The following is a 26647-nucleotide window of genomic DNA, read 5'->3' on the forward strand; positions in this document are numbered from 1 at the left end:
AGATCTCAGTTGCTGCCGGTACCGACCGAGTACTCATCATGGGGAACGCCGCGCTCCCACACGGACTCGAAGGCGGCTGACACAAACGTGGCAACGCCGGCCTCCGAGCGGACCTCCCAGCCCGGCTCGGACCAGTCACCATTCCCTGTGAAGTGATTGAAGAGCACGATCTTCCCATCGAAAATCCAGCAGTCATTGCCGGGCAGGGCAATATCCGACGCCTGCCGCCTGGGCAGCCAACGGACCTGCTCTCCAGCATGAATATTCACGACGGTACCAGCGTGCTCGTATTGAATGTACTCAGTGACCGGCTCCGAGACGATTCGTGCGCGACGGACAACAACACCCCGGCTGACCGTCCCTCGAATCAGGTCCACCCATGGCGCCCAGTACGCGGACTCCGGGTTCACATCACGTTTCCCGGTGCGGCGCCAGATCTCGAAGTCTTCGACTTCATCACCAACACCGTACGAGTCACGCATCTCCAGATGAACAGCCGATACTTCAGCTCTCGCCAGCAGATCGTGAAATCCATGCTCGCTCTGCGACATCACACGCCTCCCTGAGCATTGGCACCATACGCACTGGCATCCGCACCAAAGCCTCGTGCGGAGGGATTCCAGACGCATGTCCGGGAGCCTCGAACGCCGCGCACTCCGCCTCCACTCGTCCGTCCGGCTTCCACCCCTGGAACACCAGCTCCATGTGCTCCTCGTCCACCCACACTGTGGGAGAACCCTGCTGTCCCGTGTCAGGGTCAATCCCGATGAACCGTAGTGCCATGGCTGCCTCCGGTGTCGAGTTGGCTTGCGCCAGCGTGCATGAGCTTGGATGTGTGGCCACGATGATGTCAACGATGCAAGTGTCGAGCGGCCGGAAAGGGATCTGCTTTCGGCCAGGACATGCGTCGCCGTTGCCCCCTGAGGACGCGGCAGGCTCTCGCCGAGCCGACTCGCGCGAGGGTACTCGCCGACGAGGACCGCCCCGGAGCGCGCTCCGGGGCACGCTCAGCGCGGGCCGGATGGAAGAGCTGGTCACACCCATGTGCAAGACCCGGACGTTCGCCGCCGGGCGATGGCGGTGGCCGACGCGTGGAAGGCCGGGCTCCGGGACCCCCATCATGGCGTCGATGTTCTGTTCCATGACGGCAACCTGGAGATCAGCGGCGATCTCCGCACCGGGGTCGAGCCATGGACCGGCATGCTCCTCGTTCACGGGAACCTGGCCGTCCAAGGGCTGCTGGAGGACTGCCTGGATCCGGAGTCACTGATCGTCGTCAGCGGGGATCTGCGGGCCGGGAATCTCATCACCGAGGGGTGGCTGGAGGTCCGGGGAAACGTCACGGTCGACGGCTGCGCGCTCTTCACGGACAACGAGTGCAGCGCCCATGTCGCCGGTGACCTCACCGCAGGGCTGATCTTCACCAAATACCATCATGTCGAAGTGGGCGGCCGGGTCCTCGCGCCGCTGATCGCCGGTGACCATCGACGCATCGAGTCACCGTGCGGATTCACGTTCGTCGCCGAGACCGACCCGTCTCTCGTCAAGCTGCTTGTACCGGAAGTGCTCGCCATCGAAGGCGATGCCTCCGGCGAGTCCGGCGGGGACTGGGGCCTGGACCATGTGGACTCGCGGGCGATGGCCGACCTCATCCGGGCGGGGAAGTCACCACTGCGTGCCGATGCGCCCGGGGCCACCCCCTTCTTCTTGTACGGAAGGGGGTGACCCGGGTGGCGTGGCGCGGCCCGGCTACGCGGGATCGACGCCGAGGCCGCCGGATGTCAGGGAGGTGACGAACCCGGTCCAGGCGGCGGCCGGGAAGACGAAGGCGGGGCCCTCGGGGTTCTTGGAGTCGCGGACGGCTATGGCTTCGGGGAGGAGGGCCGCCTCGACGCAATCACCGCCCTGGTTGTTGCTGTAACTGGAGGTGAACCAGTAGGCATCCACCAGCTGTGCAACTTCTACACATTGACCACCCTCGTCGTTGCTGTGACTGGATGTGTACCAACGAGCATTTTTCAGAAGGTCATTGCCCATGTGCTCCATGCTCCTCAATCGCTGCTCGGATCATGCCCAAGGACTCCTTCGGCCCCAGTGCATCGGCTTGCAGGTCCGCGAAGGCAATCTCGTATTGGTCGACGATTTCTCCACTGCGGACAACCTGTGCATCCGCGTAGTTCTCCAAGTAGGTGATGGGTTTCAGTGAACCGCCGTCCCGGAAGCGCAGCAGAGTGAAGGCCCCATTCATGCCCTCGTGGACACCGCTACTGAAGGGGATCACCTGGACCCGAACCTGCGGAAGCGTGGTCGCCATCGTGACGATGTGTGCCAGCTGGGCGCACATCACTCCTGAGCCGCCGATCCGGCGGCGCAGTACGGACTCGTTAATGACGGCAGCGAAGCGAAGCGGGCTGTCCATCCGCCCCAGCGCCTCCTGACGTGCCATGCGGACCGCTACGTAGCGGTTGACTTCGTTGGCATCCCGCGCCAAGTCCGAGACTTGGTAGATCGCCCGGACATATTCCTCGGTTTGAAGCAGCCCTGGCACAAACTCAGACGCGTACTCGTGCTTCGCGGCGGCAGTCGCCTCCAGCCCCAAGTACGCCTTGAACGTCGGACTCACGGCCGGCCGGTACTCCGCCGTCTGCCACCAGTCCTTCTTCGTCTTCGTCACCGCCGCGTACCCCACCAGCTGGGCGCGCTTCTCCTCGTCCGCGCCGTACATGTCGCAGAGCGCTATCACGTCGGACGGCTCCACCATCGCGTTCTCCCCCGTCTCCAGCCGGGTGAGCTTCGACGGGCTCCAGAGGAGCCGGCGCACCACCTGGCTCGCCTTCAGGCGGGCCTCATGGCGGAGTTGGCGTAGTTCACTGCCGAGGTGCAGACGGCACAGAGCGGGCGTGGCCGACTCGATGTCCGTGATCATCTGCTGTTCCTTCCTGCGCGCGTACCAGTGTGTCGGCGAGGGTTCCGCCCGTGCAAGAAACGTTCTGCGCCACAGCAGAACGTTTCGCTGCCGCGCAGAATTACCGCGAGACAGCGGCAGTTCACGCAGAACTTTGATTTCGGGAGTGCCCAGAAATCGGTTCCACCGTAGTGCTTTCGATGTCACTCTAGCGTCAGATTCTCACGCACCGCTGCCATTCGAACGCTTTGCGTGAACCCCACGGATCCTCCGTGACCGATCCCCTTCACGGAGCCCAACGAGCCCACCGGAAAAAGGATTCGCCATGTCCATTTCCCCCCACGCGATCATGCACAAGGAGGTGCGTCCGCCACTCCGCGCGGATTCACCGACGCGCCCGGCTGATGGCTTGATTCGTATTCACCGAATGGAGGTCTCATTCCTCCCGGAGGCCGTCTGTGTCGCACGGCTGCGACAGCTCAGCTCCGCCGTCCTCCACCGGAGCGGGCTACGGGATGCCACCGCCATCGACACCGTGGAGCTGCTCGTCAGCGAGATCGTGACCAATGCCATCGCCCACGGGGGCGGCGGTGACGTGACCTTCCGGCTCGCGCTCGACCCGCTGGGCGAGGTCCGTATCGAAGTGGACGACCACACCCCGGGCGGTGTGCCGGAAGTGAGATATCCGGGGCCCGATGAGGAAAGCGGACGGGGAATGCAGATCGTCGCGCTGCTCGCCCGCTCCTGGGGACGGAAAGGCAGCTGCACCTGGTGCACCGTGCCGAGTCGGCGGGGAATCGCCGCCTGATCGCAGAATCCCGTCATCAGAAGTACAGGAACAGAAAGAAGGACATGGCTGTTTCGGGCAGCGACATCGTGAAGGAACTCACGGCCTACATTTACCACCACCCCTCCGAGAGCGAGCAATTAATGCCGCTCTACCACGCCCTGCGCGATCACTCCGTGCTCGGCGATTGTCCGCATCGCGGCGCCTGCCCGGTGGTGCGGGCCGGGGCGCTGGTGGTGGACGAGGAGGAGCGGGTGCTCGCCTTCCGGGACGGCGCGGGGTGGGGGCTCGCCGAGAGCGAGCCGCACGGCCGGGACCGTACGCTCCACGCCACCGCGCTCCGCGCGCTGCGGGAGCACGGCGGGATACGGGAGGTGTGGGACGTGCCGGGGGCCGAGGAGCCGGTCGTCGTGGAGGCGCGGCGGGAGGCCGGGCCGGACGGGGCGCGGCTGTCGGTGGGGTTCCGGTATCTCTTCCGGTGCCACTCCCGGGTGGTGGCCTCGGGGCGGGCCGGGAGCGCCGAGCTCCGCTGGGTGCCGCTCGCGGAGATCGAGGAGCGGCTGGCGGGCCGGCTGCGCGGATGGCTGGTGGTGCGGCCATGAGCCCGAGGGCCGAGCAGATCGCGACCGTGCTCTCCGTACTGGCGCTGACGGGAAGCCTGGCCTGGGCGGTGCTCAGCGGCGGCTGAGGCGGCGGGCGCGGCCCCGGACAGGCCGGCGCCCCGGGGAGTCGAGTGCCCCGGGGCGCCGGTTCGGGCAGGTGGCGGGAGCGTCAGCCGATCGTGTCGGCGGGGGCGCTGAGCAGATAGGTGGTGCGGACGACCTGGCCTCGGTCGCTGCCGATGTTGCTGACCTGTCTGGCTTCCAGCAGGACACTGGTGCCGGGGTCGATCACCAGGTAGTCGGTGCTCTGCTTGCCGCTGAAGACCAGTTCCGTACCGCTGCGGCCGGTGCTGTCCTTCACCGTGCCGACGAGCTTGACGCCCGGGAGGCGGCCGAGGGCCCGGTACAGCCCCGCGCGCAGTGCGGGCCTGGCTGGGGTCGCGCCGAGGAGTGTGCCGGCCCCGAGGAAGGCGGACTGACCGGCGTACTCCTTGTCACTGTTCATCAGGGCGACCAGCTTCGCCGGGTCGGTGGGCAGCCGGTTCAGATCGTCCCAGCCGTACAGCTTCCTGGGCCCGAGGCCCCAGTTGAACTTCCCCGGCTTCTTGTGCGTCTTGCCACCGACGACGATGTACACGGCATCCATGGAGCGGGCGAAGTAGGTGTCGGCCACCGAGGTCGGCTTCGCCCCCTCGGAGCTGGTCTTCGTCCGCACCTTCCAGTACTTGGCGTCGGCGACCGGCCGGGAGGCGGCCACATTCGCGGTGTTCTCCAGAAAGGTGGTGAGACCCACCGCCTCCGCCCGGTGCGCGGGACGGTCGCCGGCGTCGGCGGCGTCCGTCGCGCCGTACGCGAGCACGCCCGCCGCGACGGCGGCCAGCGCCACCGAGGTGGCCAGGACGCGGCGGCCGAGGGAGAGCGGACGCCGGGCGGCGGGGGCCGCCGCCACGGGTGTCTCCGCTTCGGCGGCGGCGCGGACCACCGCCAGCGCGCGGGCGACGGCCGCCGGGTCCGGGGGGGCGACGCGGCCCGCGTCCCGGAGCGCGCCGGCACCGGGGAAGTCGAGGTTTTCCTGTCGGCGGGTCATGCCGGTTCCCTCCGGTTGGGCTGTGCGGGTATGGCGGGTGCCGTGATCAGGTGGCTGATCGGGGTGAGGCGGGCGCGCAGCCGGGAGCGTGCGCGATGGAGGCGGGAGCGGGCCGTACCGGCGGGGATGCCGACCACGCCGGCGGCCTCCGTCGGGGTCAGTTCCTCCCAGGAGACCAGGAGCAGCAGCTCCCGTTCCTCGGCGGGGAGTACGGCCAGCGCACGGCGCAGTTCGGGTGCCAGGGCGGCGGCGTCCAGCCGCTGGTCGACCGCCTGCCAGGGGTCGACCTCGGCGGGGCGGGCGGCGGGGGTCGTCCGCCCGGCCCGCCGGAGGTGGCCGGCCAGGACATTGCGGGCCACCCCGAAGAGCCAGGCGCGGGCCGGGCCGCGTGCGGCGTCGAAGGTGCGGCGGGCCGTGAACGCCTGGAGCCATGCCTCGGCGAGCAGATCGTCGGCGGCACCGGGGGCGCGGCGGGCGAAGTACGCGTGCAGGGCGGGCGACAGCCGCTCCACCAGCGGGGTGAACGCCGCCGGGTCGGCCGCGGCGCGGCTCAGCAGGTCGTCGCTGTCGTCGTCGGCGCCGCCGGGGTGGTGTGGGTGGTCCCGTTCCACGGATTCTCCGTCTCCGACCGCCCGACGGCGGTCTCAACCCCTACTTGTCGTGCCGCGCGCGAGCGTTCGCGGGGCGCCGCCGGGCCGCCGCCGGAGCGGTGCCGACCGGGTCCGGGGGCGGGTTGTTCGCGGAGGAGGGCCGCATACGCCGGCGGGCGGCGGCTCACTCCGGAGTCCGGCCGCCGCCGCGACGGGTACGGGTACCACCGAACGGACCATACGGACGCGTTCCCCGTGATGGGCCCGACCGGCCGGGAAGCCATCGGTCCATGGAACCGACCGCACAGAACCAGTCGCCGGACTCTCCGCGCCCCCCGTACGATCTCCGGCCCGCCGCCGACGCCGTGGCCGGCCTGCTCGACGGGGTGGCGGACGGGCGGCTCGGGGCGCCGACGCCCTGCCCGGGCTACACGGTACGGGAGCTGCTCGGCCATCTGAACGGGCTGGCCGCGGCCTTCCGGGACACCGGGCTGAAGAGGCTGGGGCCCACCACGGACACCCCGCCGGACAGTGCCCTGCCGGTGCTGGACGACGACTGGCGGACGGTGCTGCCGAAGCGGCTCGGGGAGCTGGCGGCGGTCTGGGCCGGGCCGGAGGCGTGGGAGGGTGTGACCCGCGCCGGGGGCGTCGATCTGCCCGCCCCGGTCGCCGGGCAGGTCGCCCTGAACGAACTGGTCGTCCACGGCTGGGATCTGGCCCGGGCCACCGGTCAGCCGTACGCGCTGCCGGAGGCGACCCTGCGGGGCGCGTACGGACTGCTGGCGGAGGCCGGGGACGACGACTCGGTGCGCGGGACCAACTTCGGCCCGGCCGTCCCGGTCGCGGCCCGCGCGCCGCTGCTGGACCGGGTCATCGGTCTCAGTGGCCGTTCCCCCGACTGGACCCCGGCGGGGCCGTAGCACCCGCGCGGATCAGGGGGCTGCCCAGCACACCCCACATCCCCTGGCCAGGGAATTCGGGCGCATTACCCCCATCGAGCCAACTTTCCCCCGATTCGCAACCTTCGCGCCCCGCACCGCGCAAGACTCCCGAGCCGACGGAGCCACCGGGCTCCGCGGTCCCGAGGAGGCGCACCACATGGCATTCATGCGCTACAAGACAACCGGGTTCAGCTGGGCGTTCGCCTACCCGGCGGGTGAGTGGAAAGCACTGTTCGGGCGGGGGGTGAACGGCGCGCTGGTGAGTCGGGAGTCGCTCGTCGCCTCGGGGCCGCTGACGCAGATCGACGCCAAGCTCGCCGGCCGCAGCGAGGGCTACCAGCGCTACAGCGACGGTGCGCTGATGCTGCCCGTCTCCGGCGGATCGTGGATCACCCTCTTCTTCCGGGGGGACCGCTACGAGTCGTACCACTGGGACCGTGGCATCCAGAGCGAGGGCCCGTGGACCGGGCTGGACAACTGGGGGACCGCGCTGCCCGCCGGGTACCGGTCGCAGATCGACGCGCTGCTCCAGGCCCCGGACGGGGCGGACGGGCACTGGCAGACGTACTTCTTCAAGGGGCCCCGGGTCCTGACCCTGCACTGGCGCACCGGTGTGGTGCGCGAGAGCCTGATCACCGAGGGCCCGGACGCGACCGGGAGCGCCGGCTGGGCGCGGCTGCCGGCCGACTTCCGGGGGGACTTCGACCATGTGGTGGCGTATCGGCCCGCCGCCGACGGGACCAGACAGAGTCTGCTGATCAAGGGGACGCGGGGGCTGATCCTCAACTGGAACACCGGTGTGGTGGCCTCGGGGGCGCTGAACGCGCTCGGGGTCCCCGGGCTCGCCGCGCTGCCGGACCCGTACCGCGCTCCCTACCGGCCCGTCACCGGCCGCTGGAGCGAGACCGGGGCCGATCAGCGGGTCGAACTCCGGGTCGATCTGGAGGGCGAGCGTTCGCTCTCGACCATCAGCGGTGACCTCTTCACCGTCTCGGGGGCGACCACCTCGTACAGCAACTCCTTCCGCGCGACCGCCCCGGCCGTGGATCAGGGGGCGGATCAGTACCTCGTCACCGGCGGCGGAATGCAGTGGGCCAACAACTCGCCGCTGACCAGGCTGCATCTGACGATTCCCCGGGTGGGGGCCGATGCCCCGGCCCAGCGGGCGACGCTGCGGCTGGAGTCCGCCGACGGCGTCCAGAGCAGGGTCTTCAGCTGTGCGTACGACGGCGCGGCGCTCCGCTCGGTGGAGATGGAGACCGACTCGATGGCGGGCACGGCCGTCTTCGGGCAGTACGACACCTCCCGGGGCGCGACCCCGCCCGGCTATCGCAACCGGGTGCTGACCCTCGCCTCCGCCTATGCCGAGGCGGGCGTCGAGATCGCCGGCGCGGGCACCGCCAATACGGTCACCGACAGCTCGGGCTGGGATCTGCGCTGGTCGGAGGCGGAGCTGCATGCCGCGATGACCGGCAATTTCAGCCTCCACCGGAATGTCACCCAGTGGAAGCTGTGGACCTTTGTCGCCACCCGCCACACCACGTCGGGTGTCATCGGGATCATGTTCGACCAGATCGGCAGCCAGCGGCAGGGCATGGCCGTCTTCCACGGCGAGCTGAACCGCTACGGTCTCGTCGGCAGCGCGCATGAACTGCACACCTATGTGCACGAGGTGGGACACGCCTTCAATCTGCTGCACGCCTGGCAGAAGGGCCTGGCCCAGCCGCCCGCCCCGCTCGGTCCCAACAGCGGCTACGGCGAGCTGTCCTGGATGAACTACCCGCAGAATTACGACGACGGCGGCAGCCGGGCGGGGGACGCGCACTTCTGGCAGGACTTCCCGTTCCGCTTCAGCGACGACGAGCTGCGTCATCTGCGGCACGGCTTCTACCGCTACATCGTTCCCGGCGGCGACAACTTCGTGGTGCACTCGGCCGCCGTCACCGAGGAGGACTTCGGCGCGGAGGCGTTCGCGGCCTCGGTCGCCGATGAATCGGGGCTCGCCCTCACCCTCGGGGGCAAGGACAGCTTCGCCTACGGCGAGCCGGTGACGGCCGAGGTGCGGCTGACCCTCACCGGGCGGCGCGGCGAGGTGACGGTGGCCGAGGAGATCGGCGGACAGAGCGAGCGCACCTCCTTCGCGATCACCGACCCGTACGGCCGGACGCGGGTCTTCCGGCCGCTGGCCCGGATCTGCGGCGGGCACGGGCCGGCGGAGTCCACGGTCACCCTCGATGAGCAGCGGCCCGCCGTGTACGCGAGCGCCTATCTCGGCTACGGCGGCGAGGGGTTGTACTTCGCGGAGCCCGGGCTCTACCGGATCACCGCCGTCCACCACAGCGTCGACGGTTCCCGCATCGTGTCCCCCACCCGCGCCATCCGCGTCCGTACGCCGCTGGACCGCGCCGACCAGGAGGTGGGCGAGCTGCTGATCGGCGACGACCAGGGTGCCCTGCTCGCGCTGCTGGGCTCCGACTCACCCCGGCTGGCGGCGGGCAATGACGCGCTCCAGGAGATCATCGACCGCCATGGCCGGCACCCGCTGGCCGTCCACGCCCGGCTGGCCAGGGGCGCGAACGCCGGGCGGCACTTCCAGCACATCGAGAACGGCCGGATCGAGGTCCGGGAGCCCGACATCAAGGAGGCCGTCACCCAGCTCACCAGCGCCATCGCGGTCTCCCGCACCGATCGGGAGACCGGTCTGGACAATCTCACCCTGAACGCGGCGATGCGGCGGCTGGCCCGGGTCCATGCCAAGGCCGGTGACCTCCAGCGGGCGGAGGGGGTGCTGAATTCCCTGGTCGGCCACTTCCGCGACCAGGGCGCCCCGCGTCCGGTGCAGGCGGGGATCCGCCGGCAGGCGGACGCGCTCCGCGCGGAGGTACGGCGGGCGGCCGAGGGGTAGTCCCGCGGCCGGCGCCCGGGTGCCGGGGCCGCGTGCGGGCGGGCCCGGCACCGGTGCGCGGGGAGGCCGGGGGCGAGGGCCTCACCGTGGCCGTCCCTCCGGTGGTGGAGCGGTTCGGGGACGACACACCGCCCGGGCCGTCCGCCTCGGCGAGTGCCACACCGAGGGCATCCCCCAAGAGCTCACCCAAGACCCCCCGAAGGCCGTCCGCTCCCACGAGCGCGTGCGGGAGGACGCGTTCGAGGTGGAGATTCCCGTGAAGTGGCGGCGCCACGAACGGAACAGCGATGCCCAGGATGTGTACACCAGCGGCGATTGCGAACTGATCGTGGTTCCCGGGCGGGACGCGGCGCCCGGTGACAGCGGCGCCGCATTACTGGCCCATCAGCGGGATGTGGAGCGCGAACTGCGGCCCTGCCGTGACTCGTCCCGGTCCACTGCCGCCCGTCTCAGGTCCGTGGAAGTCGGCGAACACCGGGGGCGAGCGGCGAGTACGCCCGGGTGGACGGGAAAGGGGTGGAGCTGTTCGTTCTCAACCGTGTACTGGACATTGACGGCCGGCTCCATCTTCCGATCGCTTCCGGGCCCTCCACCGAGAAGGACAGAATACGCCGCTTCCACGGCCGGGCCGCCGAGACATACCGGTCGAGAGGCTGAATCGGACTCGCGGGACGCGGTCGCCGGAAATGCGTTACGGAGTACGCCTGTTACGGTGGTCGGATGTCATCGGTCATGCAATTCCAAGTCACCTTCGACTGTGCGGACCCCGAGCGCGTCGCGCGTTTCTGGTGCGAGGTTCTGGGGTACACCGCACCCTCACCCCCGGAGGGGTTCGACACTTGGGACGATTACCACCGGACTCTGCCGCCGGAGAAGCGGGGCGCCTGGTTCTCGGCGAGCGATCCCTCGGGTGTGGGACCTCGGCTGTACTTCCAGCGTGTTCCCGAGGGCCGGGTCGTCAAGAACCGGGTGCATCTCGATGTGCGGGTCGGCACCGGGCTCGTGGGTGCGGAGCGCCTGGCGAAGCTCGAGGCCGAATGCGCGCGGCTGGTCGCGCTCGGCGCGGTGCATGTGCGGACGCTGTACGCCGACGAGGAGAACGAGTCCTGTATTCCGATGCAGGACGTCGAGGGCAACGAATTCTGTCTCGACTGACAGCGCCCGCCCCGTGCGGCAGCGGTGCCCCGCCCCCGATCGCCGGGTGCGGGGCACCGCTGTTGTACGGGCCGGCGGAGTCCGTTACGCGGAGGGCGCCGCCGGGGTGGTCTTCTCCGCCGGGGGAAGCTCCTCGGGGCCGCCCGGCACCGGGAGGTCCGTGCGGTCGCCCTCGTCCATGTGGAGTTCCGGGGGCTGCCGGGTGAAGAAGCGGGTGGAGATGGCCAGAAGGACGACTCCCGCGGCCATCCAGAGCAGGCCCACCGTGAAGGTGTCACCGGTGAGGCTGGTCCAGAGCCAGACCGTGCTGGCGAAGCCGAGGCCCGGGAGCAGACCGTTGACCAGGAGGGATCGTGCGCCCAGGGTGCGGCCGGCGCCGAAGAGGTAGTGCTTGATCACGCTCAGGTTGACCATGGAGAAGGCGGCCAGCGCACCGAAGTTGATCATGACGACGGCCTGGTCGAGGGTGAGGACGGTGGAGAGCAGGGCCACCGCCGAGACCGTGACCAGCGCGCCGACGGGGGTGCCGAACCTCGGGTTGAGGCGGCCGAAGAGCCGCTTGGGGAGCAGGCCGTCCCGGCCCATGGAGAAGATGATCCGGGAGACGCTGGCCTGCGAGACCATCGCGGAGCCGAAGCAGCCGAGCACGTACACCGCCGTGAAGGCGCCGCTGAGCGCGGAGCCGCCGATGGTCTCCATCAGCTCGGCGCCGGCCGCGTCGGGGTCGGCGAAGTCGTTGTCCGGGCGGACCAGCGAGCCGACCCAGGCGACCAGGATGAAGAGGCCGCCGCCGATCGCGGTGGTCAGCATGATGCCCCGGGGGATGGTCCGGCGCGGGTCGTGCGCCTCCTCCGCGAGGGTGGAGACGGCGTCGAAGCCGAGGAAGCTGAGGGCGAGGATCGCCGCGCCCCCGGCGAGGAGGCCCCACTGGTCGGAGGCCGGGATGAAGGACTGGAAGGCGTCGGCGGCCGGTACCTCGGCGTTGACCGCGCCGAGCGTGACAAAGGTGATCAGCAGCAGGGCGGTGACGCCCATGATGACCGCGGTGACCTTGCTGACGAATTTGACGCCGAGGACATTGAAGACCAGGACGACCAGGAGGACGAGCACGCTCCACACACCCTGGGGAACACCGGGGAACTGGGCGTGGAGATAGATTCCGGCGAGGAGGAAGGAGACCATCGGGAGAAAGAGATAGTCCAGCATCAGGGTCCAGCCGGTGAGGAAACCGACATGGCCGCCGAAGACCCGCCGCGAGTATTTGTACGCGGAGCCCGCCGCCGGGAAGCTCTTCACCATCCGGCCATAGCTGTGGGCGGTGAGCAGCATGACACCCAGCGCGAGCACATAAGCGGCCGGCAGATGTCCGGCGGTCTCGTCATTGACGATCCCGTAGGTCGTGAAGACCGCCACCGGTGACATATAGGTGAGGCCGAACAGGACGATCGCGGGCAGGCGCAGCACTCTTGTCAGCTGCGGCGCTTTCTCGGTTTCTGTACTGGACACCGGCGTGATTCCTCTCCGCGCCCGTCTGTTCAACGGGGGTTCCATCGATGCCCGAAGAGTGGCAAACACCGGCGGGGACCGACATACGCATCTCTACGTACGGACGCGAGGTTTCCAACCTACGACGCGGTGTGGCACGTCCGCGGGCGCGGTGGGGGTGATCCCGGGCACGGGCCATACGTAATCTTACGGAGTTCGCTATTTCGGACCGGTCCGTAACGTGTTCCCCGATCCCCGCAATGGAGAGAGGACCACGTATGTGGCCAGCAGGCTATGGCGCGGCTTTGGCGCTGACCGTCGACTTCGACGCCGAGGAGCTGTGGCTCGCCGAGGACCCCGCGAACGCGGTCCGGCCCGGTGTCCTTTCCCAGGCGCGGTACGGGGCGGAAGTCGCCGTGCCGCAGATTCTCGACATGCTGGACCGGCTGGAAATTCCGGCCACCTTCTTCGTGTGCGGCGGGGACGCGGAACGCTATCCCTCGATTCTGGAGTCCGTGGCCGGGCGGGGGCATGAGATCGGGCACCATGGTTTCACCCACCGGTCACCGCATCTCATGGAGCGGGACGAGGAGGAGGCGGAGCTGGCGAGCGGGCTGGCCGCGCTGTGGCGGTTCACGGACCGGGTGTCCGGCTACCGGTCGCCGTCCTGGGACCTCAGCGCCAACACGCTCGATCTGCTGACGGAGCACGGTTTCGACTACTCGTCGAATCTGATGGACGCGGTGGTGCCGTATGTCCATCCGGGCCATGACCTGGTGGAGATCCCGGTGCACTGGTCGCTGGACGACGCCCCGCACTTCTGGTTCGACGCCAGCAGCTGGGACCGGACGATGCGGTCCTCGCGGGAGGTGGCCGAGCTGTGGGGCGAGGAGACCTCGGCGATCCACGCGGCCGGCGGGCTGGTGACCCTCACCGTCCATCCGCAGATCATCGGGCGGCCGGGGCGGCTGCGGATGCTGGAGGACTTCCTCGCCGGGGTGCGGAAGCGGGACGACATCTGGTTCGCGCGCTGCGGGGAGATCGCCCGGGCGGTGCGGCAACCGGCACGGAAGACGGCGCTGCGCTCGGTCGGTTCGGAGGCGCGGTCATGACCCGGCGTACGGCGGTGGTCACCGGCGCGGCGCGCGGGATCGGGTACGCGGTCGCCGGGCGGCTGGTCCACGAGGGGTGGAATGTGCTGCTCACCGATGTGGACGGCGGGGTGACCGAGGCGGCCCGGCGGCTGGATCCGGCGCGGGGCCGGGGTGCGGGCGAGGGGATCCGGGCGGCCGGGCTGGTCGCCGATGTCTGTCTGGCGCGCGACGCGGCGCGGATGGCCGAGGCGGCCGGTGACCTCTTCGGCGGTGTGGACGCGCTGGTGGCGAACGCGGCCGTGGGCGGTCCCGAGACACCCCTGCTGGACACCCCCGAGGACGAGATCCGGCGGGTCCTCGACATCAACTTCTTCGGGGTGCTGCGCGGCATACAGGCGGTGCTCCCGCTGATGGGGCGGAACGGCCGGCCGGGGCGGATCGTGGTCATGGGGTCGCTCTTCGCCCAGCAGCCGGTCCCCGGCGCGGGCGCCTACAGCGCCTCCAAGGCGGCCGTCGCCGCGCTGATGCGCACCCTCGCGCTGGAGCTGGCCCCGGGATGCACGGTGAACGCCGTCGCCCCCGGCTATGTGATGACCGAGATGCACCGGGAGGAGCTGGACTCGCGCGCCCGGCGCGGCGGGTGCTCCTTCACCGAGGTGCGGGACCGGCTGGCCGCCGAGGTGCCGCTCAAGCGGCACGGCAGCGGCGCGGATGTGGCCGACGCGGTGCACTATCTGCTCTCCGGCGCCGATTACGTGACCGGGCAGACCATCAATGTGAACGGAGGGGTGCTGACCTCATGAAGGACGTCATGGGCGGTACCGAGGGGGAAGCGCGGCGGCTGGTGGTCACCGGGGCCGGATCGGGAATCGGGCGGGCCACCGCCGTGGCCGCCGCCTCGCTCGGCTGGGATGTCATCGGGCTGGATCTGACCGCCGGGGAGGGCGGCTCCGGTGCGCCGGTCACCTTCCCCTGCGACATCACCGACGAGCGGTCCGTGCACGACGCCTTCGAGTGGATCGACACGGCGTGGGAGGGCCGCGCGCCGCATGCGCTCGTCCACTGTGCCGGGGTCTACCGCTTCAAGCCCGCGACCGAGACGACCGCCGCCGAGTGGGACTCGGTGGTGAACATCAACGCCCGGGGATCGCTGCTGGTCTCGGCCGCGGCGGCGCGGCGGATGACGGGCGCGGAGGGCGGGAGCGTGGTGCTGCTCTCCTCCATCGCGGCGGTGCGCGGCGACGCCGCCGAGCCCAGTGCGGCGTACAGCGCCAGCAAGGGTGCGGTGGTCTCGCTCGCCCGCCAGCTCGCGGTGGAATGGGGGCCGTCCGGGGTACGGGTCAATGTGGTGGCGCCCGGGGTGATCGACACCCCGATGACCACCGTTTCGGGAACGCCCGAGGTCTTCGAGGAGGTGCTCCGGCGCATCCCTGCCCGGCGGCTGGGGACGGCCGAGGAGGTCGCCCGGGTCTGCCTCTTCCTCGCCTCCGAGCAGTCGGCATATGTCAGCGGAACCGTCATCTCCGTCGATGGAGGGCAGAGCGCATCATGAGCACCACCACTCCCCCGCCCCTGATCGTGCGCACCACCGGCGGACCGTATGAGCGCGGCCGGCAGTACGGAACCGCCGCACGCGAGCGGGTCCTGCTGTCGCTGGAGAACTACGCGCGGGTGTACGAGACCTTCGCCGGGCTGCGCTGGGACGCGGCGACCGCGCTGGCGGAGACCTTCCTCCCGGTGATCGAGGATTTCAACCCGGCCCATCCAGAGGAGATGCGCGGGATCGCGGACGGCGCGGGGGTGTCCTTCGAGGACGTTCTGGCGCTCAACCTGCGGACCGAGATCCTCTTCTCGGGCAAGGCGCGCCGCATAGCCGAGGGGGCGGCGGGGGCGGAACCGCCGCGCACGCCCGGGGAGTGCACCGCCTTCTGCGATCTGCGCGGGCCCGAGCCGATCGTGGGGCAGAACTGGGACTGGATCCCCTTCTCGCACGACACCGTGGTCGTGCTGGAGTGCGCGCCGTCGGCCGGGCCGCGCTGGGTCTCGGTCGTGGAGGCCGGGCTGCTGGCGAAGTTCGGGATGAACTCGGCCGGGGTGACCGTACTGACCAACGCCCTGGTGACCTCGCTGGACGTGGGCGCGCCGGGGGTGCCGTACCACCTGCTGCTGCGGGCGCTGCTCGAATCGGAGTCGGTGGACGCGGCCGAGGAGGTGCTGCGCTCCGCGCACCGCTCGTCCTCCGCCAACTATCTGCTGGTCGGCGACGGCCGGGGGGTGAATGTGGAGGCACGGCCGGGGTCGGCCGGGGAGCTGAACCGGCAGCCGGTGGAGCGGGGCGGCTGTCTCGTCCACGCCAATCACTTCAGCGGCGGCCGCGACGCGGCGTTCGCGGGCGGCGCCACCGACCACGGGCCGAGGGTCATGCCGGACACACTCTTCCGTTACGACCGGGCGGTCGCGCTGGCGGAACTGATGCCGCAGCCCTCGGTGGCGGGATGGCACGAGGTCCTCAGCGACCACGCCAACTTCCCCGACGCGCTCTGCTGCCACCCCGATGAGAAGGACGCCGAGCTGGAGCAGGGCACCACGGTGGCCAGCGCGGTGATCGAGCCGGAGCGGCGGACGATGCATCTGGTGCTGGGGCATCCGTGTGCGGTGCCCCGGGTGACCCATGACTACCGGGAGTTCTTCGCCGGGGCCTGAGCGGGGGCCGGGGGGGGCGGCCCCGTCAGGCGACGGTGAGGATCTCCTGGCCCGCGCCCGAGAGGCGGTAGGTGAGGGTGGGCTGGGACAGGCTCCGGTCCCCCGTGTCGTACGGGTAGCCGCGCACCGACTGCCCCGGTTCCGCGAAGAGATAGGTGCCGTTCACGCCCCGGTGCGCGGAGTCGCGGAGGCAGCCGCCGACCGCGGCCGGGCGGAAGGACCCGGTGAGCGAGAAGGCCGTGTAGAGCATCCGGATCTGGTCGTGGGCGGCGCTGGCCTGGCTGCGTCCCGGCGGCGTGCCGAAGGCGTCCGCGTACGCCGCCGAGAAGCGCCGGCCGAGCGGGTCGTCCGGGCGGCCGGTGACGGTGGACCAGATGACCTGGCCGCCGCCGTGCTCGATCCGGCGGGCGAAGCCCGGCACCGACGGGGTGTAGATGTGGTACGTCAGCTGGTGCGGGCTGTGCCGGGTGATCGCGTTCTGGAGCGCCGCCGCCGTGTCCACACTGAGGTGGGAGACGACCACGATGTCGGGGCGGTCGCCGAGTACGCCCTGGATCAGCTCGTCCACCCGGTCGACGGTGAGCCCGACCCGGTGGGTGGAGGCGACCGTCCAGCCGACCTCGGCCACCCGGGCGGCGAAGGTGTCGTCGGTGACCGCGCAGCCGTAGCCGTCGAGTTCGACCACGGCGAGCCGGGGCGGGCGGCCCGGGGCGGCGGGGTGGGTGCCCGGGTGGGTGCGGAGGAAGGCGAGGAGCGCCGACTGGTAGGCGGTCTCGGAGGGGCAGGTCTGGAAGATGTGCCCGTACCGGCGCGGATCGTCGCGGACGGCGTCCACGCTCCGCGTCCAGGTGTTGGTGTGGAGGAAGACCCGGCCGTACTCGGCGGCGAAGTCGAAGACCTCGGGGCTCAGCGCGCTGGCGTAGCTGCTGGTGATGGCGTCGACATCGGCCTCGGCCAGGGCGGCGAGACCGTCGCGCACGGAGCTGTCGTCGAGCGGGTCGATCTCGACCACGACATGGTCGATCGCCCGGCTGCCGGTGCCCTCGCGCAGGGTGTTGATGTCGCGGACCGCGAGGGCCGCGCCCTGGGCGGTCTCGCGGCCGTCGGCGGCGAAAGGCCCGGAGACGGCGATGGTGCCGATACGGACGGTGGCCCGCCGCGCCCCGCCGCCCGGAGTCCGGCCGGGGGTACGGGGACGGGGGCGTACGGCGATGGCGGTGCCGGCCCCGGCGGCGGCCGTGGTGTGGCGCTCGATGTCCAGCACCCGGATGCCGGAGCGCTGCTCCACCCCGCCGGGCAGCGGCAGCCGGATGAGATCACGGTCCACGGCGAGTGCGCTGAGCCCGGCCCTGGAGTCCTGGCCGAGCTTTCTGAGAAGCCGTTCGACCTGGGTGGTGACGGTGCGGATGCTGGTGCCCAGCCGGCTGGATATCTCCCGGTTGGAGAGGCCGAGGGCGACCAGCGAGATGATGTCGATCTCGCGGGCGGTCAGCCCGGAGGGCGGGCCGTCGAGCGGGCTCACGGTGAGGAGGACGGTGGTCGCGGGGCCCGGCGGGGCGGTGTGCGGCGGGGGCTGTTCCAGCCGGCAGCGGGACCACTGGCCGTCCTCGCACCAGAGGAATTCCGCCGAGCGCAGATCCGACTCCCCGAAGGCCGCGACACGGAGCAGCAGGGCGGCGCCGGGGGCCCCGGGAGGCGCGGAGGGGGCCATCCGGAGAGGGGCCGGACCGCCGGGGGTGAGGGTGATCTCCCAGCCGGTGTCCCGGGACTCCCGCCCGGTGGGCTCCGGGCCGGTGCCGGTGGTGCCGGTGGTGCCGGTGGTGACCGGGCTGCCGGGGTGTGCGCCGGTCTCCGCGTCGAGGGGCTGAAGCGACCGCAAGGCGACTCCTCCATTCGTCTCGTCGGGACGGCCACACACTGACCCGCCCGCGCGACGGAACCCCCGCCCCATGCACGATAGACCGCGCGACCCGTATGGGGCTATACCGGCCATGGCCTGAAATCATCCAGATGATGCCGGATGCGGACGGAACCACCGGGACCGCCGGCGGGCCCTCGCGTCACGGAAGCGGCCCGCCGCCACTCCCGCACCACCGGCCCGGACCCGATGAATTCCCCCGCCGCCGGGGCAATGCGAGGGGACCGTCACGCCCCGTACCGGATGGTTGACACTCGGATGACCGGAACAATAACCTGAAGCACTTCGAACACACATCCGGTCGAGAACGGCAGTACAGGACACTCCCATCCGGAGCCCTTTTCCCGGCATGAATCCATCAGCATTCACGCCGGACCGCCGCTCATCGAATGCGCTTCACTCCGGAGAAGCCTCGGGGACCCCGTATCGCCTGATCGATCCAGTCGGGCGGGGCAGGCCGGATTAATTCCATACAGGGATGGCGAAATGCTGGAAAGTGCACTTCCGGACGTCGCAAGCCTACGGCACCAGGAATTCTTCGAGCGGAATTCACCGCCCACTCCGTGCCTGATGATCGACCTCGATGTGGTGAGCCTCCGCTACCGGGAACTGCGCGGTGCGATTCCTGCGGCCCGCATCTTCTACGCCGTGAAGGCGAATCCGCACCGCGATGTGCTGACCACGCTCATCGGCCTCGGCTCGTCCTTCGACATAGCCAGCCGAGCCGAGCTGGACCTCTGTCTCGACCTGGGTGTGGACCCCGGCTCGATCTCCTACGGGAACACCATCAAGCGGGCCCGGGACATCGCCTACGCCCATGCGCGCGGCGTCGGGCTCTTCGCCTTCGACAGCGAGGGAGAGCTCCGCAAGCTCGCCGCCAACGCGCCGGGGGCCTCGGTCTTCTGCCGGGTACTGGTCAGCGGTTCGGGGGCGCAGTGGCCGCTGAGCCGGAAGTTCGGCTGTGAGCCGGACATGGCGCTGGACCTGCTGCGGCTCGCCCGGGAGCTCGGGCTCAGGCCGTGCGGGCTCTCCTTCCATGTCGGCTCGCAGCAGCTCGACCCGACCCGGTGGCGGGAGGGGGTCGGCCTGAGCGCGGAGATCTTCCGGGAGCTGCGCGGCTCGGGCATCGAGCTGACCGTGCTGAATCTCGGCGGCGGCTTCCCGGCCCGCTACGACTCCGGGGTGCCCAGTATCGAGAACTACGCCAAATCCATTCGCACCGTGCTGGAGGAGGAATTCGGGGACTCCGTACCGGAACTCATCGCCGAACCGGGCCGGTTCCTGGTCGGGGACGCCGGAGTACTGCGCTCACAGGTGCTGCTCATCTCCCGGAAGTCCTACACCGAATCCCAGCGCTGGGTGTATCTGGACGTGGGGCGATTCGGCGGGCTCGCCGAGACGGAGAACGAAGCCATTGTCTATCCGCTCTCGGTGCGCCGGGGCGAAACGGCGATTCCGGTCGGCACCGGCACGTCCGGCGGCCCCGCCGGGGGCGGTGAGCGCGGTCCGGTCGTTCTCGCCGGGCCCACCTGCGACAGCGTCGACATCATGTACGAGGAGACGCCCCGGTACTTTCCGCTGGATCTCGCCGTCGACGACTATGTCGATTTCCTGAACGCCGGGGCCTATACCGCGACCTATTCATCGGTCGGCTTCAATGGATTCCCGCCGCTGGCGACCCACTGCTTCGGCGGGCCGGACGCGCGGCCGGACTCCCCCGGCGGCGGCTGAGCACACCGGCGGACGACCGGGCCGGGGTACGGAGGACCGGGCCGGGGGTACGGGCGGGTGCTCCCCGCTCGTACCCCCGGCCCGTCCGTATCCCGGTCCGGTCGTATCGCGGTCCGCCCGCATCCCGGTCCGTCCGCACCCCCGGCCCCACGCGTGCGCCCGGCACGCGCCACCCCCGGCCCGTGTCCAGGTCGGACAGGTCGCTTTGTGGACACGCGTACCCCATGGACCGGCCCCGGAGCCTGGACAACACTGGGCGGAGCCACGCCCGGAACGGCCCGTACCGCGCCTCGGCATCGCATCCCGGCACCTCGCGGCCCCGGGCGGGCCGGGCGGCATCTCCCGCCGGCGGCGCGGCCGGCCGCCCGGAGGGCCCGCATGCCCCGGGAGGGCCCGCGCGCCGACGTACCTGTCCGAGATCGCCGGAAAGGTCAAGAGTGATACTCGTACGCTCCTTCGCCCGCGACACCGCCGACGTCAAGGGCTCCAGCCCCGGCCTCACCCGCGACGACATCGACGGAATGCCCTTCCGTCTCACCTACGGCAGCGTCCCGGCGGGCACCTCGGCCGAGAGCGGCAACGGGGCGGCGGCCGAGGTGCTGTACGTCTTCTCCGGCACCGGCACCCTCCTCCGGGAGTCCGGGGAAGCGGTGGCCCTCTCACCCGGCACCGCCGTGCACACCGCCGCACTCACCGGCCACACGCTCACCGCGGGCCCGGACAGCCCGCTCGACTACGCCTGCGCCCGCTGGGACGGCGACCCGGACCCCGCGACCGGCCCGGACCCCGCCACCGCGCCGGTGCGCACCCTCAGCGACCGGTACATGTCCTGGTCCTACGAGATGTTCCTGCAACACCTCTACGACGCCGCCGACATCCCGGATCTGCCCTTCGGCTCGGTGTTCGGCGAGGTGCCCGCGCACACCGACTCCAAGCTCCACTGCCATCAGGACGGCGAGATCTTCCTCATCCTGGAGGGCACCGCCGACATCGTGGTCGAGCAGGAGTCCCGCCGGGTCGGCGCGGGCGACCTGGTCCATCTGCCCGCCTTCCACTTCCACCGCATCCGGAACGGCTCGGACGCCCCGCTGAAGCTCGCCTCCATGTACTGGGAGGACATCGCGCAGGCCGTCACCGAGCTGGGCGCACGGCATCCGCGCCGGTACGTCCCCGCCGAGACCCTGGTCTTCTGCCCCCCGCCGACCCCCAACGGCGGTGTCCACATCGGTCATCTGGCCGGCCCCTATGTCCGGGCGGACATGTATGTGCGCGCGCTGCGGACCCTCGGCCGGAGCGCCCGGCTCATCACCGGGCTGGACGACAACCAGTCCCATGTGTCGGTGGTCGCCCGGCGCACCGGCGCGGACCCCGCCGAACTGGCCGTGACCACCGGCGACCGCATCATCGCCACTCTCGCCAGGGCCGGGGTCGGCTTCGACCGGGTGTACCGGCCGCTGAAGGAGGCCGGACACCAGCCGGTCATACGGGAGCGTTTCACCGCCCTGGCGTCGGCGCCCGGGGTCGTCCGGGAGACCGTGGAGACGCCCTGGTGCGCCGGGTGCGACCACTCCCTTCAGCAGTGTTTCGCCGCCGGGGAGTGCCCGAGCTGCGGCGAGGCCACGGACGGCGAGATCTGCGAGGCATGCGGCAGGCCCAACCACGCCCGCGAGCTGGTCGGCCTGGTCTGCGGACTCTGCGGGACCCCGCCCGCATTCCGCCGGGAATCGGCCCTGTTGCTCGATCTGGACCACCACGCCCCCGCCCTGCGCGAGTATCTCGCCCGGCTGGAGGGGAGCGGTCAGCTCCGGGAGCTGGCCGCGCGGCTGATCGAGGAGGGACTGGGCCGCTACCGCCTCACCCGTACCTCCGGCTGGGGTCTGCCGCTCGACGCGAGCGGGCTGCCGGGGCAGGTCGTCGACCCCTGGGTGGAACTCGCCCTGACCCAGCTGGAGGAGACCGAGCGCGGCGCCGCGGATCTCTCCGCCACCGGTCTGGTGACCTTCCTCGGCTACGACAACAGCTACTTCTACGCGATCCTGATGTCCGCCATCGCGCTGGCGACCGGGCGCGCGGCGGCGCTGCCCAAGGGATATGTCTCCAACCGCTTCCTCCATCTCGACGGGGCGAAGTTCTCCACCAGCCGGGGTCACGCCGTCTGGGCCGACGATCTGCTGCCCGGCGGGGGATCGGCCGATCCGCTGCGGCTGGGTGTGCTGCGCCGCTGCCCGGAGGAGGCCGTGGTCGATGTGACCGGGGACGAGCTGGCCGGGCTGCTCGACGATCCGCTGCTCGGACCGGTCCGTGAGTGGCTGGCGGGCTTCGCCGGGCTGCCGGGCGGGGGGACCGTGCCGGGGACGGGTGCCTGGTCGCCCGCGCACCGGGAGTTCTACCGGCTGGTCAATCTGACGACCCAGCAGCTCGACCGGCTGCTCATCGTGGACGCCTTCAGCAGCGTCGCCTATGTGGAGGCGCTGGAGTCGCTGGTCCGCGACGCGCTGCGGTTCCGGGCCGCGGAGCGGGCCAAGCGGGGCCTCGCATCGGCCCGGGAGGAGTCCCGGACGAGTGTGGCGCTCGAATATCTGGCGGCCAAGGCGTTCGCCGCCCTGGTCCATCCCGTGATGCCCTCGCTCGGGGCGGCGCTGTGGGCCGGGCTCGGGCTGCCCGGCGAGCCGCGCCGCGAGGCCGACTGGACCTTCATCCCGTCCGGTCACACCACCCGGCTGACCGTTCCGCCCGCGCTGTGGGCCCGGCCGATCGGGGACGGTGCGCGCCGATGACGGACGCGCTCGGGGCCGGCGGGCCGCCCGCGCGGGTGGAGTACGCCGTGATCGGCGCCGGGATCACCGGTGCGGCCGTCGCCGCCCGGCTGGCCCGGCGCGGGGCGGCGCCGCTGATCGTGGAGGCGGGTGCGGCGGCGGGCGGGTCCACCGGTTCCTCGGGCGGGATGGTCCGCTGCTACGACCCCGATCCGGTCGTCGCCGCACTCGCCTCCGCCTCACTCGCGGTCTACGCCGATCCGGGCGCCTGGCACACGGGGGTGGCCCCGCTGCACCGCACCGGGGCCGTCACCCTCGCCCCGGCGGCGGACGCGGGACGGCTGCGGAAGGCGGCGGAGGAGCTGCGCGGCACGGCCGCCGGCGGAGTCCGGGTCGTCAGCGGGGAGGCCGTCCCCGAGGTGCTGGGTGTTCAGCGGGCGGGGTCGGCGGCGCTGGTCGAACCGGGGGCCGGGTGGGTGGATCCCGTACGGGTGACGGCGGAGTATCTGCGCGAGGCGGTGCGGTACGGGGCCCGGCTGGTGACGGGCGTACGGGTCACGGCACTCGGCGGCGACACCGGCCGGGGCCCGGGATCAGGGGCCGGACCGGGCTCGGTCGACGGTGACGGTGACGGCGGGCCGGTCGTGATGACGACCTCCGCCGGGACCGTACGGGTCGGCCGGGCCGTCGTCCTCGCGACCGGGGCATGGGCGGCGCGGCAGCCGGCCGGGCTCGCGCCGCCCCCGTCGCCCGCCTCCGCCGTACGGATCCGCGCGATCCAGGTCTCCGTGGTGCGCCGCCCTCCCGGAGTCCCGGCCCATGCCTCCTTCATCGATCTGCGCTCCGGCTGTTACGCCAAGCCGGCCGGCGGCCGGGACACGCTGATCGGGCTGCCGCTGCTGGTCTGGGGCGGTGAGGCCGGCTCCGTACCGCCCGCCGATCCCGCGCACCACCGGCGCACACTGGAGGCGGTACGTCCCCATCTGGCCTGGATCGACCGGGCCGAGACAGTACGGATGGTGCGCTCGTTCGACGGCTGGGGCGCGGCCGGAGGCCCGCTGACGCCCACACGCTTGCCCAAGGTCTGGCTCGCCCGCGCGGGAAGCGGAGGCGGGGTGAGGGTGGCGCCCGAACTGGGCAGGCTGATCGCGGATCAGCTGCTGTCCACGCCCTCCGCCGCACCGCTCCCCGCGGGCCCGGGAAGAGGGACGGATGCAAGAACCAATCTGCTATGACGTGCTCGGCATCGGATTCGGCCCCGCCAACATGGCACTCGCCGCCGCGGTGGAGGAGACCGCCGGGGAGGGCGGGGGTCCGGCCCCCACCCTGCGGTTCCTCGAAGCGGATCCCCATCCGCTCTGGCAGGGCGGCATGATACTGAACGGCTCCAACATCCAGAACAATCCGGTGCGCGACCTGGTCACCCTGCGCAATCCGCGCAGCCGCTACACCTTCATCAACTACCTCCACGAGGCCGGGCGATTACTCGAACACCTCAATCTGCCGCAGGAGTTCCCGCTGCGGAAGGAGTACGCCCGGTACATCGAATGGGTGCGCCGCCACTTCGATCATCTCGTGGACTACGGGGAGCGGGTGGCGTCCGTGACGACGGCGGAGGCCGCCGGGGAGCCGGTGTACGAGGTGGTCACCGGGAGCGGGGTGCGCCGGCGCGGGCGGGCGCTGGTCGTCGGAACGGGCCGCACCCCCTACATTCCGGAGCCGTTCGCCTCGGCGGCGGCGGCCGTGCCCGACGACCGGATCATCCATCTCACCGAGTATCTGCCCAGGATCGGGCGGCTGACCGCGCCACCGCGGAATGTGGTGGTCATCGGCGGCAGCCAGAGCGCGGTGGAGATCACCCTCGATCTGGCGAAGCGCTATCCGCAGGCCCGGATCCAGCTCTCGATGCGCTCGTTCGGACTGCGGCTCAAGGACACCAGCCCCTTCAGCGAGGAGGGCTTCTTCCCGCGGTTCACCGACTACTACTACCGGGCCTCCCGGGCGGGCAAGCGCGAACTCGACGCCTATATGCGGCCGACGAACTACTCCAGCACCGACGAGGACGTCCTGCACGAGCTCTATCTCCTCGTCTACGAGCAGCGGCTCGACGGCGACCAGCGGGTGTTCGTGACGGGCAATCAGCTGGTGACCTCGGTGACGCCCGGGACGGACGCGCTGACCCTGGGCGTGGAGGAGGTGCACACCGGTGAACGGGAGGAGTTCGCCGCCGATCTGGTGGTCCTGGCGACCGGATTCCGCGATCTGGGGCCCGGGGAGCGCCAGGAGCGCTATCCGGCGCTGCTGGGCGGGATAGCGCACACCTTCGGCTTCGACACCGACGGCTATCTCGGGATCGATCCCGCCTACCGGGTGCGGACGGTCGGCGACGGGGTGCCGCCGCTCTTCCTCAACGGGCTCTGCGAGACCAGTCACGGCATCGGTGACGCCGGGTCGTTCAGTCTGCTCTCGCTGCGGGCGGCGGCGATCTGTGAGCGCCTGCTGAAACTGCCGCGCCCGCCGGTGCCGGCCGGCACCGGCGCGGAGAACGGCGCCGCCCGCACCTCTCGGAAGGACGGCCATGACCACACTGGATGAACCCCTGGTGCGGACCGAACTGCCCGGCCCGGCCAGCAGGGAGTATCTGGCCCGGCAGGAATCGCGCGAATCCAGCGCCCGCAGCTATCCGCGCCGGCTGCCGATCGCGGTGCGGCGGGCCGAGGGCGCGCTGATCGAGGACGTCGACGGGAATGTGTTCCTGGACTTCCTGGCCGGGGCGGGGGTGCTCTCGCTCGGGCACGGCCACCCGGAGATCATCGCCGCGGTGCGGGAACAGCTGGGCACCCTGGTGCACGGGCTGGATCTGCCCACCCCGGCGAAGGACCGCTTCACCGAGCTTCAGCTGGAGATGCTGCCGGCGCCGATGCGGGACCGGTTCGTGGTCCACTTCTGCGGGCCCACCGGCGCCAATGCCATCGAGGCGGCGATCAAGCTGTGCAAGCTCGCCACCGGCCGGGGCGACATCTTCGCCTTCCACGGCGGATTCCACGGCAGTACGGCCGGGGCGATGGCGGTCACCGGCGATCTCCACCCGAAGGCCAAGGTTCCGAACGGAATGCCGGGGGTCCACTTCTTCCCGTTCTCCCACTGCGCCCGGTGCCCGCTCGGGCTGACGCCCGACACCTGCGCCACCAACTGCGCCACCTATCTGGAACGCGTGCTGGCGGATCCCAACGGCGGGGTGCCCACCCCGGCGGCGGTCCTGGTGGAGGTGGTCCAGGGCGAGGGCGGCGGGATTCCCGCGAGCCCCGAATTCCTGCGCCGGATCCGCGAGATCACCCGGCGGGCGGGGGTGCCGCTGATCCTGGACGAGGTGCAGACGGGGTGCGGCAGGACGGGCACCTGGTACGCCTTCGAGCAGTACGGGATCGAGCCGGATGTGATCGTGGCGTCCAAGGCGCTCTCCGGGATCGGGCTGCCGACCGCGATCATCCTCTACGACAAGGTGCTCGACACCTGGGCACCGGGTGCGCACATCGGCACCTTCCGGGGGAATCAGCTCGCCTTCGCCGGCGGTGCGAAGGCCATCGAGATCATCCGCCGGGACGGCATCCTGGCGAAGGTGGCCGAGCGCGGCGAACAACTGGCGGGACGGCTGCGGAAGATCGGCGAGCGGAGCGCGTGGGTGGCGGACACCCGGGGGCTCGGGCTGATGCAGTCCATCGAACTCGCGGACCCGGCCACCGGGGCCCATGCGACCGAACTCGCCCGCGCGATCCAGGCGGCGGCGCTGCGGCTGGGCCTGATTCTGGAGGTCGGCGGGCGGGACGGCTGCGTACTGCGGCTGCTGCCGCCGCTGACGATCACCGAGGAGCAGGTGGAGAAGGGCGCCGACCTGCTGGAACGCGCCTTCGGGGCGGCGGACCCGTCCTTCGTCTGAGACGCGGGCGGACGCGGCGCGGCATGGACACGGCGCGGCATGGACACGGGG

Annotated in this window: 23 protein-coding genes and 1 pseudogene; 15 read left to right on the forward strand and 9 right to left on the reverse strand. The window is 71.1% G+C overall.

Features of this window, described 5'->3' with window-relative positions:
• Positions 1-5: 5 nt before the first annotated feature.
• Together AAFN69_RS04710 and AAFN69_RS04715 are read right to left on the reverse strand one after the other, a co-directional pair.
• A complete protein-coding gene (locus AAFN69_RS04710; RefSeq protein ID WP_347726986.1) occupies positions 6-551 on the reverse strand; it encodes a DUF6879 family protein in 546 nt (181 codons plus the stop codon).
• On the reverse strand, positions 505-783 hold the full coding sequence (locus AAFN69_RS04715) for a hypothetical protein (RefSeq protein ID WP_347726987.1): 279 nt from the start codon (positions 781-783) through the stop codon (positions 505-507). The genes AAFN69_RS04710 and AAFN69_RS04715 overlap by 47 nt, the downstream gene beginning before the upstream one ends.
• A gap of 261 nt (positions 784-1044) precedes the next feature.
• On the opposite strand from AAFN69_RS04715, the gene AAFN69_RS04720 reads away from it, so the two are divergent.
• Positions 1045-1725, forward strand: coding sequence for a hypothetical protein (locus AAFN69_RS04720; RefSeq protein ID WP_347726988.1), 681 nt, complete (start codon positions 1045-1047; stop codon positions 1723-1725).
• A 24-nt stretch (positions 1726-1749) separates the two neighbouring features.
• On the opposite strand, the gene AAFN69_RS04725 is transcribed toward AAFN69_RS04720, so the two are convergent.
• The 3 genes and pseudogenes from AAFN69_RS04725 to AAFN69_RS04735 form a co-directional block, all read right to left on the reverse strand.
• Positions 1750-1947, reverse strand: coding sequence for a DUF397 domain-containing protein (locus tag AAFN69_RS04725; RefSeq protein WP_347727270.1), 198 nt, complete (start codon positions 1945-1947; stop codon positions 1750-1752).
• 3 nt (positions 1948-1950) lie between these two features.
• Positions 1951-2046 (reverse strand): annotated as a pseudogene (locus AAFN69_RS04730) (DUF397 domain-containing protein); the annotation flags it as partial.
• Positions 2027-2926: a helix-turn-helix transcriptional regulator gene (locus AAFN69_RS04735; RefSeq protein ID WP_347726989.1), complete on the reverse strand. Its 900-nt coding sequence runs from the start codon at positions 2924-2926 to the stop codon at positions 2027-2029. The gene AAFN69_RS04735 and the pseudogene AAFN69_RS04730, both read right to left, overlap by 20 nt.
• Before the next feature lie 406 nt (positions 2927-3332).
• Here AAFN69_RS04735 and AAFN69_RS04740 point away from each other — a divergent pair, with 406 nt between their 5' ends.
• Positions 3333-3713 carry an ATP-binding protein gene (locus AAFN69_RS04740; RefSeq protein WP_347726990.1) on the forward strand — a complete coding sequence of 127 codons (381 nt, stop codon included), beginning with the start codon at positions 3333-3335 and terminating at the stop codon, positions 3711-3713.
• A 44-nt stretch (positions 3714-3757) separates the two neighbouring features.
• The gene (locus tag AAFN69_RS04745) at positions 3758-4294 is read left to right on the forward strand and encodes an NUDIX hydrolase (RefSeq protein ID WP_347726991.1); all 537 of its coding nucleotides are present in this window, start codon (positions 3758-3760) and stop codon (positions 4292-4294) included.
• Positions 4295-4463: 169 nt separating this feature from the next.
• Here the strand turns inward: AAFN69_RS04745 and AAFN69_RS04750 are convergent, their stop codons facing one another.
• Together AAFN69_RS04750 and AAFN69_RS04755 are read right to left on the reverse strand one after the other, a co-directional pair.
• A complete protein-coding gene (locus tag AAFN69_RS04750; protein WP_347726992.1) occupies positions 4464-5381 on the reverse strand; it encodes a hypothetical protein in 918 nt (305 codons plus the stop codon).
• Complete coding sequence (locus AAFN69_RS04755; protein ID WP_347726993.1) at positions 5378-5992, reverse strand: RNA polymerase sigma factor; 615 nt, start codon at positions 5990-5992, stop codon at positions 5378-5380. The genes AAFN69_RS04750 and AAFN69_RS04755 overlap by 4 nt, the downstream gene beginning before the upstream one ends.
• A 269-nt stretch (positions 5993-6261) precedes the next feature.
• Between AAFN69_RS04755 and AAFN69_RS04760 the strand changes: the two genes are divergently transcribed.
• The 3 genes from AAFN69_RS04760 to AAFN69_RS04770 all read left to right on the forward strand — a co-directional run bounded on the left by AAFN69_RS04760 (position 6262) and on the right by AAFN69_RS04770 (position 10972).
• Positions 6262-6891, forward strand: coding sequence for a TIGR03086 family metal-binding protein (locus tag AAFN69_RS04760; RefSeq protein WP_347726994.1), 630 nt, complete (start codon positions 6262-6264; stop codon positions 6889-6891).
• Positions 6892-7069: 178 nt separating this feature from the next.
• A complete protein-coding gene (locus tag AAFN69_RS04765) occupies positions 7070-9817 on the forward strand; it encodes a hypothetical protein (protein WP_347726995.1) in 2748 nt (915 codons plus the stop codon).
• A 720-nt stretch (positions 9818-10537) separates the two neighbouring features.
• A complete protein-coding gene (locus AAFN69_RS04770; protein ID WP_347726996.1) occupies positions 10538-10972 on the forward strand; it encodes a VOC family protein in 435 nt (144 codons plus the stop codon).
• A gap of 84 nt (positions 10973-11056) precedes the next feature.
• On the opposite strand, the gene AAFN69_RS04775 is transcribed toward AAFN69_RS04770, so the two are convergent.
• A complete protein-coding gene (locus AAFN69_RS04775; protein WP_347726997.1) occupies positions 11057-12478 on the reverse strand; it encodes an APC family permease in 1422 nt (473 codons plus the stop codon).
• Positions 12479-12735: 257 nt separating this feature from the next.
• On the opposite strand from AAFN69_RS04775, the gene AAFN69_RS04780 reads away from it, so the two are divergent.
• The 4 genes from AAFN69_RS04780 to AAFN69_RS04795 are packed head-to-tail and all read left to right on the forward strand — an operon-like array spanning position 12736 to position 16254.
• Positions 12736-13569, forward strand: a complete 834-nt coding sequence (locus AAFN69_RS04780) for a polysaccharide deacetylase (protein WP_347726998.1) — start codon at positions 12736-12738, stop codon at positions 13567-13569.
• Entirely contained in the window at positions 13566-14354 is a 789-nt protein-coding gene (locus tag AAFN69_RS04785; protein WP_347726999.1) for an SDR family NAD(P)-dependent oxidoreductase, read from the forward strand. The genes AAFN69_RS04780 and AAFN69_RS04785 overlap by 4 nt, the downstream gene beginning before the upstream one ends.
• Positions 14351-15103, forward strand: a complete 753-nt coding sequence (locus AAFN69_RS04790; protein WP_347727000.1) for an SDR family NAD(P)-dependent oxidoreductase — start codon at positions 14351-14353, stop codon at positions 15101-15103. Before AAFN69_RS04785 ends, AAFN69_RS04790 begins: the two co-directional genes overlap by 4 nt.
• A complete protein-coding gene (locus tag AAFN69_RS04795; RefSeq protein ID WP_347727001.1) occupies positions 15100-16254 on the forward strand; it encodes a C45 family peptidase in 1155 nt (384 codons plus the stop codon). Before AAFN69_RS04790 ends, AAFN69_RS04795 begins: the two co-directional genes overlap by 4 nt.
• A 25-nt stretch (positions 16255-16279) precedes the next feature.
• On the opposite strand, the gene AAFN69_RS04800 is transcribed toward AAFN69_RS04795, so the two are convergent.
• On the reverse strand, positions 16280-18133 hold the full coding sequence (locus AAFN69_RS04800) for an ABC transporter substrate-binding protein (protein WP_347727002.1): 1854 nt from the start codon (positions 18131-18133) through the stop codon (positions 16280-16282).
• A gap of 609 nt (positions 18134-18742) precedes the next feature.
• On the opposite strand from AAFN69_RS04800, the gene AAFN69_RS04805 reads away from it, so the two are divergent.
• From AAFN69_RS04805 to AAFN69_RS04825, 5 genes are all read left to right on the forward strand, one after another.
• Positions 18743-19903, forward strand: coding sequence for a type III PLP-dependent enzyme (locus AAFN69_RS04805; protein ID WP_347727003.1), 1161 nt, complete (start codon positions 18743-18745; stop codon positions 19901-19903).
• Positions 19904-20340: 437 nt separating this feature from the next.
• Positions 20341-22680, forward strand: a complete 2340-nt coding sequence (locus tag AAFN69_RS04810; RefSeq protein WP_347727004.1) for a class I tRNA ligase family protein — start codon at positions 20341-20343, stop codon at positions 22678-22680.
• Positions 22677-23894 (forward strand): FAD-dependent oxidoreductase, encoded by a 1218-nt coding sequence (locus AAFN69_RS04815; protein ID WP_347727005.1) that lies wholly within the window; start codon positions 22677-22679, stop codon positions 23892-23894. The genes AAFN69_RS04810 and AAFN69_RS04815 overlap by 4 nt, the downstream gene beginning before the upstream one ends.
• The gene (locus AAFN69_RS04820; RefSeq protein WP_347727006.1) at positions 23872-25254 is read left to right on the forward strand and encodes a SidA/IucD/PvdA family monooxygenase; all 1383 of its coding nucleotides are present in this window, start codon (positions 23872-23874) and stop codon (positions 25252-25254) included. The genes AAFN69_RS04815 and AAFN69_RS04820 overlap by 23 nt, the downstream gene beginning before the upstream one ends.
• Positions 25238-26596, forward strand: coding sequence for a diaminobutyrate--2-oxoglutarate transaminase family protein (locus tag AAFN69_RS04825; protein ID WP_347727007.1), 1359 nt, complete (start codon positions 25238-25240; stop codon positions 26594-26596). Before AAFN69_RS04820 ends, AAFN69_RS04825 begins: the two co-directional genes overlap by 17 nt.
• Positions 26597-26647: the final 51 nt, after the last annotated feature.

Source organism: Streptomyces sp. CAU 1734 (assembly GCF_039888735.1).
In the GTDB taxonomy this organism is placed as follows: domain Bacteria; phylum Actinomycetota; class Actinomycetes; order Streptomycetales; family Streptomycetaceae; genus Streptomyces.

What these genes read in the sequence shown, in the direction of transcription:
- AAFN69_RS04710 (WP_347726986.1), bottom strand. Translation starts at nt 551, where the DNA reads ATGTCGCAGAGCGAGCATGGATTTCACGATCTGCTGGCGAGAGCTGAA.
- AAFN69_RS04825 (WP_347727007.1), top strand. Translation starts at nt 25,238, where the DNA reads ATGACCACACTGGATGAACCCCTGGTGCGGACCGAACTGCCCGGCCCG.
- AAFN69_RS04760 (WP_347726994.1), top strand. Translation starts at nt 6,262, where the DNA reads ATGGAACCGACCGCACAGAACCAGTCGCCGGACTCTCCGCGCCCCCCG.
- AAFN69_RS04815 (WP_347727005.1), top strand. Translation starts at nt 22,677, where the DNA reads ATGACGGACGCGCTCGGGGCCGGCGGGCCGCCCGCGCGGGTGGAGTAC.
- AAFN69_RS04765 (WP_347726995.1), top strand. Translation starts at nt 7,070, where the DNA reads ATGGCATTCATGCGCTACAAGACAACCGGGTTCAGCTGGGCGTTCGCC.
- AAFN69_RS04795 (WP_347727001.1), top strand. Translation starts at nt 15,100, where the DNA reads ATGAGCACCACCACTCCCCCGCCCCTGATCGTGCGCACCACCGGCGGA.
- AAFN69_RS04715 (WP_347726987.1), bottom strand. Translation starts at nt 783, where the DNA reads ATGGCACTACGGTTCATCGGGATTGACCCTGACACGGGACAGCAGGGT.
- AAFN69_RS04820 (WP_347727006.1), top strand. Translation starts at nt 23,872, where the DNA reads ATGCAAGAACCAATCTGCTATGACGTGCTCGGCATCGGATTCGGCCCC.
- AAFN69_RS04785 (WP_347726999.1), top strand. Translation starts at nt 13,566, where the DNA reads ATGACCCGGCGTACGGCGGTGGTCACCGGCGCGGCGCGCGGGATCGGG.
- AAFN69_RS04770 (WP_347726996.1), top strand. Translation starts at nt 10,538, where the DNA reads ATGTCATCGGTCATGCAATTCCAAGTCACCTTCGACTGTGCGGACCCC.
- AAFN69_RS04745 (WP_347726991.1), top strand. Translation starts at nt 3,758, where the DNA reads ATGGCTGTTTCGGGCAGCGACATCGTGAAGGAACTCACGGCCTACATT.
- AAFN69_RS04735 (WP_347726989.1), bottom strand. Translation starts at nt 2,926, where the DNA reads ATGATCACGGACATCGAGTCGGCCACGCCCGCTCTGTGCCGTCTGCAC.
- AAFN69_RS04740 (WP_347726990.1), top strand. Translation starts at nt 3,333, where the DNA reads ATGGAGGTCTCATTCCTCCCGGAGGCCGTCTGTGTCGCACGGCTGCGA.
- AAFN69_RS04780 (WP_347726998.1), top strand. Translation starts at nt 12,736, where the DNA reads ATGTGGCCAGCAGGCTATGGCGCGGCTTTGGCGCTGACCGTCGACTTC.
- AAFN69_RS04805 (WP_347727003.1), top strand. Translation starts at nt 18,743, where the DNA reads ATGATCGACCTCGATGTGGTGAGCCTCCGCTACCGGGAACTGCGCGGT.
- AAFN69_RS04790 (WP_347727000.1), top strand. Translation starts at nt 14,351, where the DNA reads ATGAAGGACGTCATGGGCGGTACCGAGGGGGAAGCGCGGCGGCTGGTG.
- AAFN69_RS04750 (WP_347726992.1), bottom strand. Translation starts at nt 5,381, where the DNA reads ATGACCCGCCGACAGGAAAACCTCGACTTCCCCGGTGCCGGCGCGCTC.